The sequence below is a fragment of the Paenibacillus sp. Dod16 genome (assembly GCF_049893405.1).
Lineage (GTDB): Bacteria > Bacillota > Bacilli > Paenibacillales > Paenibacillaceae > Paenibacillus_AQ.
In genome coordinates, this window is record NZ_JBNDYG010000015.1 from 192728 (window position 1) to 206276 (window position 13549).

Genomic DNA, 13549 nt, shown 5'->3' on the forward strand with positions numbered 1-13549 from the left:
AACGTTCCATCCTCCATCGGCTACGAAAGTCCACCGTAGCGCCTTGTTCTTTGTTGATAATCGGCTACGGCCTCCACCAAATGGTCTTTGGTAAATTCCGGCCAATAGGCATCCGTAAACCATAGCTCACTGTACGCGAGCTGCCACAGCATAAAATTACTTAGCCGCAGCTCGCCGCTTGTGCGGATCAGTAAATCCGGATCCGGCAATTCGCCTGTGAGGAGCCGCTGGCCAATCAGTTCCTCTGTAATATCCTCAGGACGAAGAATCCCGTCGCGAACTTCTCGTCCGAGCGCCTTGACACTTTCGGTGATCTCTTTCCGGCTACCGTAATTGAGCGCAAAGTTAAGCACAAGTCCGTCATTGCCGGCTGTCTTCGCAACTGCTTCTTCCATCGCAGACACGGTATGGGACGGAAGGTCTTCCGGATGTCCCATCATGCGGACCTGGACATTTTTTTCGATCAGCTCTTCCAGCTCAATAGCCAGGAACTCTTGCGGAAGCTTCATCAGAAAATCGACCTCATCCTTCGGACGCGTCCAATTTTCTGTCGAAAAAGCGTACATCGTCAATATTTTGATTCCCAAATCATCGGCGGCAATGGCCGCTCTTTTGACAGCCTTCATGCCATTCTGATGTCCAACGATTCGCGGCATACCGCGCCGTTTTGCCCAGCGTCCATTACCATCCATGATGATGGCGACATGATGTGGGATGTTGTCCGGAGAGAGCTGATGCGTCTGCTGACTGTCCTCCTGATTCAACCACGATCGAACCCGTTTGATCATTCCATTTCCTCCAGGCATCTTTCTGCAAAAAAAGAGACAAACCCCACCATTGACAGGAGGGGCCACAAGTCTCTTATACTTCCATGATCTCTTTTTCTTTAGCAACGAGGACTTTGTCGACTTCTGCGATAAATTTATCCGTCGCTTTTTGGATATCTTCCTGATGTCTCCGGGACTCGTCCTCGGAAATATCTGTTTTCTCCAATTTTTTGATGTCGTCGTTGGCATCACGGCGAATGTTGCGGATGGCCACTTTCGCTTCCTCGCCGAATTTCTTCGTCATTTTCACCAGTTCGGTTCTGCGTTCTTCCGTCAGTGCAGGTACGACGAGACGAATTTGATTACCATCATTCGCCGGCGTCAATCCGATATCCGATTTCATGATCGCTTTCTCGATATCGGCCAAGGACGACTTGTCCCAAGGCTGGATCATGAGCGTTCTTGAATCCGGCGTGCTGATGTTAGCCAGCTGATTCAGCGGGGTTGGTGCTCCGTAGTATTCAACCGTGATCCGGTCGAGCAGCGCTGGCGCTGCCCGTCCTGCGCGCAGCGTTGCCAGGTCACGCTTCAAAGACAAGATCGCTTTTTCCATGCGTTCTTCTGCATTCTTTTTCACCGATTGCGGCATTAATCTACACTCCCTTTGACGATCGTTCCGATTTTCTCGCCCAGAACGACGCGCTTGATATTACCTTGCTCCGTAATAGCGAAGACGATGAGCGGGATGTTGTTGTCCATACATAACGATGAAGCTGTAGAGTCCATTACCCCAAGGTTTTTGTTCAATACGTCTAGATACGTAAGCTGCTCGTACTTCTCGGCAGTTTCATCCTTAAATGGATCAGCGGAGTACACTCCGTCCACCTTGTTCTTCGCCATGAGAATCACTTCTGCTTCGATTTCCGCTGCGCGAAGCGCTGCAGTCGTATCGGTGGAGAAGTATGGGTTACCCGTTCCTGCCGCAAAAATAACGACACGACCTTTTTCCAAATGCCGAATGGCTCTGCGGCGAATATACGGCTCCGCAATTTGCTGCATTGAGATAGAGGTTTGCACCCGAGTCGGCACATCGATCTGCTCTAAAGCATCCTGAAGAGCCAAAGAGTTCATCACCGTAGCCAGCATTCCCATATAATCTGCTGTCGCACGGTCGATTCCGTTCGCGCTGCCGGCGATACCGCGCCAGATGTTTCCGCCGCCGCACACGATGGCAACCTCCACACCAAGCTCAACCACCTCGCGAACCTGCTCAGCGATCGATGAGATCGTCTCAGCATCAATACCATATCCATTCTGCCCTGAAAGGGATTCCCCACTGACTTTCAATATCACTCGTTTATATACTGGCTGTTCCAAATGATAACCCTCCACTTTAAGACGGCGCCTAAGTATACGACGCCCGTTTGAAAAACGACAGACAGACACACCGGCACTGCTTGACGGTTTATAAAAATCGGGTAAAAACATCCGTCTCAAGTAGAAACTTCTGGTCGTCTAATCAAGACTAAAGTCCATTCTTTCTTGTGAGATAAGGGTGCCTTACTCCGAATTTATAACAATCTTATCTCTCTTATGCCTTTATATCTCTTAAAAAAGAAGGAACACAGGTGTGTTCCACTCTTTTCTATAACTTATATTAGCCCATTCGGCTTATTTATTCACCTGGGACATAACTTCCTCAACGAAGTTGTCTTGTTTTTTCTCCAAGCCTTCGCCAAGTTCAAAACGGGCAAAACGACGGATGGAGATGTTCTCACCAATCGTGCTGATTTTTTCGTTAAGCAGCGTGTTGATCGTTTTGTCAGGATCTTTGATGAAGGATTGCTCAAGCAAGCAATATTCTTCATAGTATTTGTTGATGCGGCCTTCAACCATTTTCTCAACGATTTTTTCAGGCTTGCCTTCGTTCAGGGCTTGGTTTTTCAAAATCTCTTTTTCTTTCTCAAGATCTTCAGTCGGCACTTCTTCACGACGAACATATTTAGGGTTAGCAGCCGCAATATGCATAGCGATATCGCGAGCAAACTCTTTAAATTGATCTGTTTTACCTACGAAGTCGGTTTCACAGTTGATTTCAACGAGAACGCCGATCCGTCCGCCACCGTGAATATAAGACTCTACAACGCCTTCAGTTGCAATACGCCCAGCTTTGTTAGCTGCTGCAGACAAACCTTTTTCGCGAAGCACTGCGATCGCTTTGTCGATATCACCATTTGTTTCATCCAGCGCTTTTTTGCAATCCAGCATGCCCGCGCCTGTTCTTTCGCGAAGTTCTTTTACCGCACTAGCTGTTACTGCCATTAGAATTCCCTCCAAATTGGTATGATGAAGTTTTGCGTTTGGACCTCAAGAAAACGATCATTCTTTTGTTCTCTCCAAGATTCCAGATCGCATTAAGTAGTTGTTCTTCCCCTGGGATGCCAGGCTCCGGATTTCACACGTTATTCGCACGTCATCCGTTCTAACATCTTAAAAAAAGGGCAGTGAGAGGTTATACACCTACCAACCACCCTTTTCATTTAATTCATAGTTTATACGTTTAATCCCGATTAAGCAGTTGTTTCTTCACCTTGGTGAGCTTCAACAACGGCATCGGCCATTTTACCAGTCAACAATTTGACAGCGCGGATCGCGTCATCGTTACCTGGAATTACATAGTCGATTTCATCCGGATCACAGTTCGTATCAACGATACCAACGATTGGGATACCCAATTTGCGAGCTTCCGCTACTGCGATGCGCTCTTTGCGAGGATCGATAACGAACAATGCGCTTGGAAGACCCTTCATGTTCTTGATACCGCCCAAGAATTTTTCAAGACGATCTTTCTCTTTGCGGAGAAGGATAACCTCTTTCTTAGGCAATACTTGGAACGTGCCGTCCTCTTCCCAAGTTTCGAGCTGCTTCAAGCGGTTGATACGCTTTTGGATCGTTTCGAAGTTAGTCAAAGTTCCGCCGAGCCAACGTTGGTTGATGTAGTACATACCGCAACGCTCTGCTTCTTCCTTCACGGAATCTTGAGCTTGTTTTTTCGTGCCGACGAACAGGATTGTACCGTTCTCTCCAGCTACGCTTTTTACGAAGTTGAATGCTTCTTCAACTTTCTTGACCGTTTTTTGCAGGTCGATAATGTAGATACCGTTTCTTTCAGTGAAGATAAATTTATCCATTTTCGGGTTCCAGCGACGAGTCTGGTGACCGAAGTGAACGCCAGCTTCCAAAAGCTGTTTCATGGAAATTACTGCCATCTTCACGCACCTCCTAAGTTTGGTTTTTGTGTGTCCCTCCGCCGAGATCATTTTTCATTAAGACTCCCAATCCTGGAAGCACCCTCAACGAAATCACTCTGGCGTGTGTTTTAACACCGTCAATTACTATAACATAACCATGGGCAGGTTGCAATGTCTTTTGTGTACTTCATCAGGTCCGGCCAATCAGGAGCTTGAAGAGCTCCTATAAAGAAAAAAACCTCTCTCAACCGGAGTGCTAGTTGGAGGGTTTTGTCGTGATTTTCGTGAAGATCGAATTGTAGCTCTCGCCTGCCGTAAACGAGTATGTACCGCTCAGGATCTTGGTGTTGATTTTATTCTCGGTAGCTTGAGTGATGAATGCCTGTTTATTGTCAATGACGCCGGCATTCATAAGGCTGTTTGCTACATCGCTGAGATTGTTTCCGGATGGAATGTTTACTTTAATCTGCGCTTCCGCTTTGGCCGGTGTTTTCGGCTTCGCTGGATTCGTTACCCGAGGGGATTCCTGTTTCTTCTCCTCGCCCGGCTCAGGCTTCTTCGGCTGCTCCGGTGCTTCCGGCTTTTCCGTTCCCGTCTTCTGTGCAGGATCGGCTCCTTCGGACTCGCCGCCCTCGCCAAGCTTCTTCTCTTCCCACTGCTCCGCCGTCAACAGCTCGTCTGAACCTTCGACGACCTGCATATCCAAAGCTTCCGCTGCAGCCACAAGCTGCTCCTTCGTTAATTCCTGCGTCTGTGATGCAGTTGTGCCTTGACCAATCCACATCAGCTGAAGCAGCACTGCACCGATTACGAGACCGCTCCCCAGGCCCATCATAAATGTACGGTTCTTGATCACACGGATTCCTCCTGTTTGGCCAACTGAATAATAAGTTGAACTTCGCCTCGCTGAAGACCCGTGGTCTTGGCAATCATATCGATGGACTTTCCTTGTTCATATAGATCAAACAGCTCCGCGTATCTGGATTTGATGGAATGGACAGCAGGTGCAGGTTCAGCTTCGGACGTCGCTGCAGCTGCTCCTGCAGACAAAGAAACGGCCGCAGCGGCTTGCGCCAGCTTTTCTTCCGCCAGTCGAAGACGCGTTTGCGAATCGGTCATCTTCTCCTCCATGGCCAGCATGCGGTGCCGCAAATCACTGACCTGCTCTTGATGCGCTTGCTGCTTGGCATCCAGTTCTTTTTTCATCTGACGAACCAGTTCCACCAGCTGTTCGTTCTCATTTTGGATTTCCGCCATGTATCCTTCAAGCGTGTTCTCCACTTCTTTTACAACCCGCTCGCTGGACACGGTCTCTTCACGGCGTTTCGGCAGCATAAAAGCGTACAGCACGGCGGCAATGCCAAGCAGCACGATATATATCCATGGTTTCAAATCCATTAACTCCTTTATGCCTATAAATTATCTAGAGCGAAACATCGAAATTTTTGCCTTTATAAGGATGCTCTGCCGGCAGCTCCACCGTCTCGCTTGATTCTGCCGCTCCCCGGCCTTGTTGCTGCCCAGAGGATTGACGGCTACCGTCATCGCGCACGGCTGTCTCCGCCGTCTCACTCACTTCCGTGCTTCGCTGGGCTTCCGCACGGCTGTTCTTCGTTAATTCACCCGCAAGCAGCGTCTGATCATTCATCGGGCGCTGCTGGGTTTCATTATGCATCTTGCCCGCTTCATTGGTTCTGGGGACCGCAATTTGCATCTCAACCGATTTCAAACTCAATGGAATCACCTCATGGTATAGGATCATGTCCACAAGCATTTAAAACGTATGTTTTGACCTACAAGAGCGGCACCATGGTGATATCCCCTTCATGATAGTAAAAAGAAACCCGCTGCGTGGGATCCTTAACAAAGCGGGTATACCGCCCTATGACAATTTTGGCTCCGCCGTAGATCGTCTTTACCACATTCACTCTTGCTTTGCCGGTATCCTCCAGCATCTTCTCGATTTCCAGCATACGGTCCTTGATATCGGATTGTTCTGCCATGTTGGATTTCTTGGTCGCATTCAGCTTAATCCGCAGCGCTAGCTTGTCTGGCGACAATTGACCCGAGGAAGCTAACTGATTCAGAAGATAAAGCGCTTTATCGGTTTTATCCATACTTTCTATAGATTGCTTCAATTGGGCTCTGAGATCCGCCAGTTCATTCCGCAGCTCAGGCAGCACGCCTACTTCAACTACGGTAGCCGTCGACATGCTGTTTCCGATCGTTCGCGCAACAACCTTTTCCCCGGCCTGCAGAATACCGCCCACCACGAGCCCTTTCATCCCGTTGCATTCGATATTCTGAACCGCGCGGATATTGGAATGCATGATGCTCTGCGAGACGAATACGCTAGCGCCGGCAATGACGTTTCCATCCTGGATGAACGAGCTTTTGACATCCTGGCCCGCCTTTACATAGCCCTTGTTGTAACCGATGATTCCGCCGGATATATCGATCGAACCTTCAGCCTCCAGCTCGGCTCCTTCCACAAAGCCGGTAACTCGAATATCCCCTGCTGCCTTGATTCTGAATCCGGTTAGCACATTGCCGCGAATGACCACCGTACCGACAAAATCGATATTGCCAATGCTGTAATCAACATCCCCGTTAATCTCATATACCGGAAACACATTGATTTTTCCTTTTTCGGTTTTGGTGAGGAGTCCGTCAAGGGCAGCGTACATTGCAGTTTTCTCGGCGTTAACAACGACGTTCTTCCCCACCTTGAAATGAGCTTCCTTACCCGGTTTGCTCGGAATCTCCTCTCCGGTCACCGCAGTTCCGGGGACTCCTGTTGTTGGCGGGATTCGGGTTGCCAGCAGCTGGCCTTTCTTTACATTATTTAAACGAATCACTTCTTTATAATCCACTTTGCCATCTTCGATCTCCAGCGGCTTCAGGTTCGTCTCATTCCCAAAATTAACGGTAAATTCGATTCTGCCGTTCTGTCCGTGCATAGGTTCCGTTCCCATGGCAATCGGCGTTCTACTATATTGATATTCCTCCGCATGATCTGCGATTCGTCGCAACGTATCATGTTGAAGTCCATATCGTACCTGGTGACTTCTCAGAAATTGTTCAAGAGCTTCTACAGAGCAAGAGAAATCCTTCTCCCACTTGGTGAACTGTATATAGGCGACGACCTTGTCATCCGATAGCGTAACGCTAAAGTACTGATCCAATGCATAATCTACAGACAATCCAGGAACCCCCTTCATAAATGGCAAGCGTCAATCGTTTTGCATCAGCAAATCCCGATCTTTATCGAGCGCGCCCCGAAGTCTCAATATCGCTTTGGAATGAAGCTGAGATATTCGTGAAGGTGATAGCGACATCACCTCAGCAATTTCGCTGAGTGATAAATCCTCATAATATAATAAGGAAACTACGGTCCGCTCTTTCGGGGTTAATTTACCGATACCCTTCATCAGGGCTTCTCGCAGATAAAATTCATGGACCTTGTGATCCGGATTTTTCGCTTTCTCATCAACCAGGAGCGACATTCGGGTCTCAGACTCCTCCTCGCGGATCGGATCCTCCAGAGATGTCAATGTCATGACCGCTACTTCCTGCAGCATGTGCCGGAACTCCTTCTCAGTCACGTCAAGGTAATCACTCATCTCGGAATCACTGACGCTGCGTAAATACTTCTGTTCCAACTGCTGATATGCAGTTTCAATCTTCTTCGCTTTCTCGCGGACGGAACGCGGCACCCAGTCTCCTTGGCGCAGCGAGTCCAGAATAGCCCCACGCACGCGCCAAGAAGCATAGGTTTCGAACTGCAGCCCTCGTTTGTAATCAAACTTTTCGATGGCATCAATCAGACCCATTACCCCATTGCTGGCCAAATCTCCCTTAGAAACGTTCTTCGGAAGACCGATAGCCAAGCGGCTTGAAACATAGTCAACGATGTGCAAATGATATTCGATTAGTTTCTTCTTCGCTTCATGGTCTCCATCTTCCTTCCATGCGCTCCACAAATCCGCATGGTTTAGCACAGAAGCTTTACGTTCGTCCAATTGCCTTCACCCTCCTTATTTTTCCGTAAGGTGACGAACGGCCTTGGCCAGTTCTTCGGGTTCTTTCGTTGAAACCAGCTTAGGAGGATTTAGCGGTACAAAGTCTCCATTCTCTTTGCTGCTGGATTCGGAATGGATTAAATCCATCAATTCCCGATCCTCATCAGGCGTGGATAAATCAAGAACAGTCCCTCGGTCTTGCTCCCGCTGCGTATCGACGTCCCCTTGAACAGCGGCTCGCGGACCCGTAATGGCAGCAAACATCCAATTCAGCAGGAACGCCAGAAGAAACCAAATCGCACATGCAAGGAGAGCCCGATACATGCTAGTCATCCACAGATTGTTACGTATGGAGAATATAAACGTGAACACAAAACCGGCAATTCCAGTCATCAGATAAAAACGGAGTTTTCCCATTAGCTACAATTCCTTTATGCCCTTTTGTACGCTTCGTATTGTAAACTTACCCGTTGCACAGTCCAACTCAACGGTTCTTCCATAATTTCCCCCGGTATCCTCGGCAATTAGCGTTATCCCCATCTGCTCGAGCCCAGCCTTGCAAGACTCTACATTACGAGGACCAATGCGCATGGTGTCACCCGAGCCGGCAAAAGCAAACATTTGGGCTCCCCCGGCCATTTTGGCTACCATACGTGCCGGAGCCGCACCCAAATTCCTCATCTGATTCAACAGGATCGGAAGAGCCGTATCGGCGTATTTGGCCAGGTTTAGCTGCCCTTCTCTGGCAATCGCTGAAGATGGAAGCATTACATGCGCCATTCCACCAATCTTCGTCACCGGATCATACAACGTCAGTCCGACGCACGAGCCGAGCCCCGTTGTACGCAAAATACCGTTTGGACCTGCGACGTTCAGATCCGCCATGGCTACTTTCACTATGCTTTGTTCTTCAATCATGCTCTAAAGGCACTCCTAAAGCTTCAAAAATCTGAGCAAATGATTGTGGATCAGGTATCAGGAAGAACTGGCCTTCCACCTCGTTTTGCCCTTCTAGGAACGTCGTGTTGATTAAGAGGGCATCGTCTCCCATTTCTCCGAACTGGAGCAATCCATAACTTAAGATGGCCCCTGCCATATCCATCGCGAGTGCCGGCACCGTAGGTGTCATGGACAGATTGGTCAGATCAGCAAGCGACGATAGGTACGAGCCTGACAATATGTTTCCGATCTCGCATAATGCGGACTGCTCCATCTCGGAGAATTGCTCCTCATCCGACACTTCAAAGCCCGCTAAATTATGCAGCAAATTCTTCCCGGCTTCCGGACTCATAATAAAGAAGAGATTGCCCGGCGCACTGCCTTCCACCCGTAAAAATACGGCAAGAACGAGCTGTTCGCTTCCTCCTACACTTTCGGCAATCTGCTCAAAAGGCAGGAGTTGAACTTTGGGTACAGCCATATCAATAGGTTTGTTAAGCAAGCGGGAGAGGGCGGTTGCCGCATTGCCCGCTCCGATGTTTCCTACTTCCTTCAAAACATCCATTTTGATTTCCTTGCCATGCTTAAACAGCTCCACTGTCTACTCCTCAAGGCCTTCCAGCTGAATAATCTCACTCTTGTTCAGCACTTCGGACAGATTCAGCATGACGAGAAGGCGCTCCTCTCCTATCTTCGCGACCCCACGAAGATATTTCGCTTTAATTCCGCCGACCACCTCAGGCGGAGAGTCAATGCTGTCCGTATTCAGATCGATGACATCACTTGCGGAATCCACGATAAAGCCTACCTGCATGTCATTGACAGCTACGATGATAACCCGTGTTTGATCGGTTGCTTCCACCTCGTCCAATCCAAAACGGCCGCGCAGATTGATTACAGGAATGACGACGCCTCGAAGATTAATAACACCTTTTACGAAAGCATAAGTCTTCGGAACACGCGTAATGGGCATCATTCGCTCAATGGTTTGAACCTTGTCTACCTCGATGCCGTATTCTTCCTCGCCAAGTTTAAAGACAATAACCTTGATTTCTTCTCCCATGAATAAGTCCTCCTTCAAAATGTGTGGCCTGCCGTGCTTCATAGCAACGATTTATTTGATAAATGCATTTGCGTCGATGATAAGAGCGACTTGTCCATCCCCCAGGATGGTTGCTCCGGATACTCCCTGAATGGCAGGCAGATATTTACCGAGATTTTTAATGACGATTTCACTCTGACCGATAAAATCATCGATGGTGAGTGCCGCCAAACGATCCCCCTTGCGGATCACAACGATCTCCGTTTCTTCTTCCAGCTCTTCATCAAAATCTGGAACTTCAAACAAACGGCTAAGCGAGATGACCGGTATCAGCGATTCACGGAACTGGATCATGCGGCTGCCGTGAACATGTTTGATTTGCCCGCGCTTGATGATGCCCGTTTCAACAATGGAGGAAAGCGGAATCGCGTATTTTTCGGATCCCATCCGAATCAGCATAGCTGCTATGATAGACAGCGTTAATGGAAGCTGAACGGAGAAGTTCGTGCCTTTTCCCGGCGTCGAGTAGATGGTGACGTTACCGCCCAGCGCAACGATTTTGGATTTAACAACGTCGAGCCCAACGCCTCGGCCGGATACGTCTGAAATTTTCTCAGCGGTGCTGAATCCCGGTGCGAATAGCAGTTGATTGACCTCGTCATCGGTCATAGTCGCTGCTTCGGTCTCCGTCACAACGCCTTTTGCCAGCGCGTTCTTCAGAATTTTGTCACGGTAGATACCGCGTCCATCATCCTCAATCTCAATGAAGACATTGTTGCCGCTGTGGAACGCACGCAGATGAACGGTACCGGTCTCCGGTTTACCGGCAGCGATACGGTCGGCAACAGGTTCGACGCCATGGTCTGCCGAGTTTCGCAGCAAATGGACAAGCGGGTCACCGATCTCATCAATAACCGTACGATCCAGCTCCGTTTCAGCTCCGGTAATAATCAAATCAATTTTTTTGTCCAAGGTTTTGGCAAGGTCCCGCACCATCCTAGGAAAACGGTTGAACACTGTGTCCACAGGCACCATGCGCAGTTTCAAGACGATATTCTGCAAATCGCTGCTTACGCGGCTCATGTGCTCAACCGTGTCTGTCAGCTCCTGGTTCTTGGACTCGCTGGCCAGCTGCTCAAGGCGTACCCGGTCAATCAGAAGCTCGCTGAACAGATTCATTAGAACATCGAGCCGTTCAATATCAACCCGGATCGTTCTTGAAGGATTACCTCCCCCAGCATTTCGGGCGGGTGCCTTGGATTCTTTGACAGGCGCTGAAGTTCCTTTGGCTTCCGGTGAAGCTGCAGCTGCTTGGGATGCTTCTGAAACTTGCGGTTTGACAGCTTCTGCTGTAGCCGCGCTCTCCTGTACCATTTGCTGCAAAGTTTCATGATCAAGCGCCACAACCGTGGTTGTCTCGATCTCCGAAACGCCCAGAATCTGGCTTTCAATATCTTGCGTTTCTCTTTGCGTTATGTAATACAACGAAAATACGCGATCGAATTCACCTTGTTCAATCTCTTGAACGTCCGGATATGTCTTGACGATTTCCCCGGATCTTTCCAGCGTTTCGAATACCATGTAGGCACGAACCGCCTTGAGTTGGCAATCCTCTCGCAATGTCACTTGTATATATAAAACCTTATGTCCTTCCGAAATCGATTGATCAAGCACGGAGAATTGAAACTCATCCAATTCAATTCCCTGAACGGCCGCAACGGAGCTATCCCCTTCGGCAGCTTCCCCAGCAGGTGTTGCCCCTTCTCCATGCACAATCGCCTGCAAGGATGCCACGATGGAGGAAACATCCGCTTTCCCGTCTCCGCCGTTGGTGATATCCTGCACCATCGATTCAAGAGCGTCCAAGCTTTTGAAGAGCGTGTCAAAGATAAAATCCTGCATCTTTAACTTTTCGTTCCGGACAAGATCCAGCACGTTTTCCATCTGGTGGGTAAGCGAAGCCAGATCTTCGTATCCCATCGTTGCTGCCATACCCTTCAATGTATGAGCCGATCGGAAAATAATCTGTACGATCCCGATATCGTCCGGGTTGCTTTCTAATTGAAGCATGTTTTCATTTAATGATTGCAGATGATCATTTGACTCATCAATAAACATTGTCAAATATTGATTCATGTCCATTGAGAGACACCTCCTCTTCAAGTTCACTTTCCGTTATTTACAGCTTGAACCATTCTAGGTGCGATATCATGTAGTGGCAGAACGTGGCTTACACATCCGAGCTCAACAGCTGATCTCGGCATCCCGTATACGACGCAGGTTTGCTCGCTCTCCGCGTAGGTGGATGTCACTCCTGTATCATAAAGCTTCTTCATCATTCTCGCTCCATCGCTTCCCATGCCGGTCATCAGTACCGCATGGCGCTTAATCATGGTCAATGGCAGTAAGGATTCGAACAGCACATCTACAGATGGACGGTGACCGTTGCGGGCCTCATCCTCACTGATCCTGATTTGGTAAGCGCCGCTGTCCGAGCGGCAAACCCTCATATGGCTGCCTCCCGGAGCAATGTAGGCTTTGCCCGGTTCCAATACCATCCCTTGTTCAGCTTCCATGACCTCCAGCTGACTGAATGAATTCAGGCGCTGTGCAAGCGATTTGGTAAAACTCGGCGGCATATGTTGAACGATGACAATCGGGGCACGGAAGTCACCGGGGATGGGCTCGAGAAGAGCTTTCAATGCTCTTGGCCCGCCGGTCGAACAGCCCACCGCAACCAAATCCGTCAATTCCGTTGATTGCGGTATTTTTGCTTCACGGAGCTGACGACTCTCGTTCTCTGGAAGCGCGACTGGAACAAAGTCTGTAACCGGCTTACGATCTGCTTGTTTTCGCTTTGGTCCAGCGTGCTCTGCTCCTTCCGCAGCAGTAGACACTTTCTTTTCCTCAGTTCGAGATGGCGGGATACGGGGCGATTCCTTTAGATTGCTCCGTTGGTCTGTCTGGCGGACCGTTGTTCTTTTCTCAATCACCTGCGGCTTCTTGATCAGCGTTTTGTCAGAAGGCTTTGGCGAAAGAGGAACCGTTATGTCCGCACTCCGTCGTCTCTGCTCTTCTTCTTCCCACAATGCCCTCCGCTGTTTAGCCTGCATCGCCGCATTCAGTTGCTTCATTAGTTCTGAACGCACCTGCTCAATATCAAGCGCATTCGAAATGGAAGGCTTTCGTATAAAATCAAATGCTCCTGCCTCAAGGGCAAGAATGGTCTCTTTCATGCCTTGCTCATTAATGCCGGACAACATAATGACCGGACGGGGACCCGATTCCATAATCAGCTTCAGAGCATCAAGGCCGTTCATTTCCGGCATTTCTACATCCAATGTAATGACATCCGGATTCAATTCCTTTACTTTCCGAACGGCATCAAGACCGTTATCAGCTGTTCCGACAACTTGAAAAGATGGGTCACGCTCGATGAAATCGGAAAAGATTTTCCTCATAAATGCTGAATCGTCAACGACAAGCACACGAAAAGGCTTCATAGATGTCCACCTCAGTTTCCATTAA

The 13549-nt window shown here is 48.9% G+C and carries 16 protein-coding genes; all 16 read right to left on the bottom strand.

Features of this window, described 5'->3' with window-relative positions; translation table 11 throughout:
- Positions 1–20: 20 nt before the first annotated feature.
- Positions 21–788: an isoprenyl transferase gene (locus ACPV3A_RS13755; protein ID WP_071220111.1), complete on the bottom strand. Its 768-nt coding sequence runs from the start codon at positions 786–788 to the stop codon at positions 21–23.
- A 73-nt stretch (positions 789–861) separates the two neighbouring features.
- The gene (frr, locus tag ACPV3A_RS13760) at positions 862–1416 is read right to left on the bottom strand and encodes a ribosome recycling factor (RefSeq protein WP_006211296.1); all 555 of its coding nucleotides are present in this window, start codon (positions 1414–1416) and stop codon (positions 862–864) included.
- On the bottom strand, positions 1416–2144 hold the full coding sequence (pyrH, locus tag ACPV3A_RS13765) for a UMP kinase (protein ID WP_006211297.1): 729 nt from the start codon (positions 2142–2144) through the stop codon (positions 1416–1418). The genes frr and pyrH overlap by 1 nt, the downstream gene beginning before the upstream one ends.
- A 294-nt stretch (positions 2145–2438) precedes the next feature.
- Positions 2439–3089, bottom strand: coding sequence for a translation elongation factor Ts (gene tsf, locus ACPV3A_RS13770; protein WP_127592501.1), 651 nt, complete (start codon positions 3087–3089; stop codon positions 2439–2441).
- A gap of 248 nt (positions 3090–3337) precedes the next feature.
- A complete protein-coding gene (gene rpsB / locus ACPV3A_RS13775; RefSeq protein WP_071220108.1) occupies positions 3338–4036 on the bottom strand; it encodes a 30S ribosomal protein S2 in 699 nt (232 codons plus the stop codon).
- Positions 4037–4274: 238 nt separating this feature from the next.
- Complete coding sequence (locus ACPV3A_RS13780) at positions 4275–4874, bottom strand: endolytic transglycosylase MltG (RefSeq protein ID WP_426199969.1); 600 nt, start codon at positions 4872–4874, stop codon at positions 4275–4277.
- Positions 4871–5410, bottom strand: coding sequence for a DUF6115 domain-containing protein (locus ACPV3A_RS13785; protein ID WP_374198192.1), 540 nt, complete (start codon positions 5408–5410; stop codon positions 4871–4873). The genes ACPV3A_RS13780 and ACPV3A_RS13785 overlap by 4 nt, the downstream gene beginning before the upstream one ends.
- A gap of 31 nt (positions 5411–5441) precedes the next feature.
- Positions 5442–5753 carry a hypothetical protein gene (locus ACPV3A_RS13790; RefSeq protein ID WP_194543557.1) on the bottom strand — a complete coding sequence of 104 codons (312 nt, stop codon included), beginning with the start codon at positions 5751–5753 and terminating at the stop codon, positions 5442–5444.
- A gap of 58 nt (positions 5754–5811) precedes the next feature.
- A complete protein-coding gene (locus ACPV3A_RS13795; RefSeq protein ID WP_194543558.1) occupies positions 5812–7221 on the bottom strand; it encodes a DUF342 domain-containing protein in 1410 nt (469 codons plus the stop codon).
- 30 nt (positions 7222–7251) lie between these two features.
- Complete coding sequence (locus tag ACPV3A_RS13800) at positions 7252–8040, bottom strand: FliA/WhiG family RNA polymerase sigma factor (RefSeq protein ID WP_071220103.1); 789 nt, start codon at positions 8038–8040, stop codon at positions 7252–7254.
- A gap of 15 nt (positions 8041–8055) precedes the next feature.
- Entirely contained in the window at positions 8056–8457 is a 402-nt protein-coding gene (locus ACPV3A_RS13805) for a hypothetical protein (protein WP_194543559.1), read from the bottom strand.
- A 3-nt stretch (positions 8458–8460) separates the two neighbouring features.
- A complete protein-coding gene (locus ACPV3A_RS13810; protein ID WP_194543560.1) occupies positions 8461–8958 on the bottom strand; it encodes a chemotaxis protein CheD in 498 nt (165 codons plus the stop codon).
- Complete coding sequence (locus tag ACPV3A_RS13815; RefSeq protein WP_253300548.1) at positions 8951–9544, bottom strand: chemotaxis protein CheC; 594 nt, start codon at positions 9542–9544, stop codon at positions 8951–8953. Before ACPV3A_RS13815 ends, ACPV3A_RS13810 begins: the two co-directional genes overlap by 8 nt.
- Before the next feature lie 36 nt (positions 9545–9580).
- A complete protein-coding gene (locus ACPV3A_RS13820; protein ID WP_194543561.1) occupies positions 9581–10042 on the bottom strand; it encodes a chemotaxis protein CheW in 462 nt (153 codons plus the stop codon).
- A 51-nt stretch (positions 10043–10093) separates the two neighbouring features.
- Positions 10094–12163 (bottom strand): chemotaxis protein CheW, encoded by a 2070-nt coding sequence (locus tag ACPV3A_RS13825; RefSeq protein WP_426199970.1) that lies wholly within the window; start codon positions 12161–12163, stop codon positions 10094–10096.
- Between the two features lie 23 nt (positions 12164–12186).
- Entirely contained in the window at positions 12187–13524 is a 1338-nt protein-coding gene (locus ACPV3A_RS13830; protein WP_426199971.1) for a protein-glutamate methylesterase/protein-glutamine glutaminase, read from the bottom strand.
- Positions 13525–13549 lie beyond the last annotated feature (25 nt).

Excerpts from the sequence above, each read along its gene's own strand:
- ACPV3A_RS13755 (WP_071220111.1), bottom strand. The coding sequence starts at position 788 with ATGATCAAACGGGTTCGATCGTGGTTGAATCAGGAGGACAGTCAGCAG.
- frr (WP_006211296.1), bottom strand. The coding sequence starts at position 1,416 with ATGCCGCAATCGGTGAAAAAGAATGCAGAAGAACGCATGGAAAAAGCG.
- tsf (WP_127592501.1), bottom strand. The coding sequence starts at position 3,089 with ATGGCAGTAACAGCTAGTGCGGTAAAAGAACTTCGCGAAAGAACAGGC.
- rpsB (WP_071220108.1), bottom strand. The coding sequence starts at position 4,036 with ATGGCAGTAATTTCCATGAAACAGCTTTTGGAAGCTGGCGTTCACTTC.
- ACPV3A_RS13805 (WP_194543559.1), bottom strand. The coding sequence starts at position 8,457 with ATGGGAAAACTCCGTTTTTATCTGATGACTGGAATTGCCGGTTTTGTG.
- ACPV3A_RS13810 (WP_194543560.1), bottom strand. The coding sequence starts at position 8,958 with ATGATTGAAGAACAAAGCATAGTGAAAGTAGCCATGGCGGATCTGAAC.
- ACPV3A_RS13815 (WP_253300548.1), bottom strand. The coding sequence starts at position 9,544 with ATGGATGTTTTGAAGGAAGTAGGAAACATCGGAGCGGGCAATGCGGCA.
- ACPV3A_RS13820 (WP_194543561.1), bottom strand. The coding sequence starts at position 10,042 with ATGGGAGAAGAAATCAAGGTTATTGTCTTTAAACTTGGCGAGGAAGAA.
- ACPV3A_RS13825 (WP_426199970.1), bottom strand. The coding sequence starts at position 12,163 with ATGGACATGAATCAATATTTGACAATGTTTATTGATGAGTCAAATGAT.
- ACPV3A_RS13830 (WP_426199971.1), bottom strand. The coding sequence starts at position 13,524 with ATGAAGCCTTTTCGTGTGCTTGTCGTTGACGATTCAGCATTTATGAGG.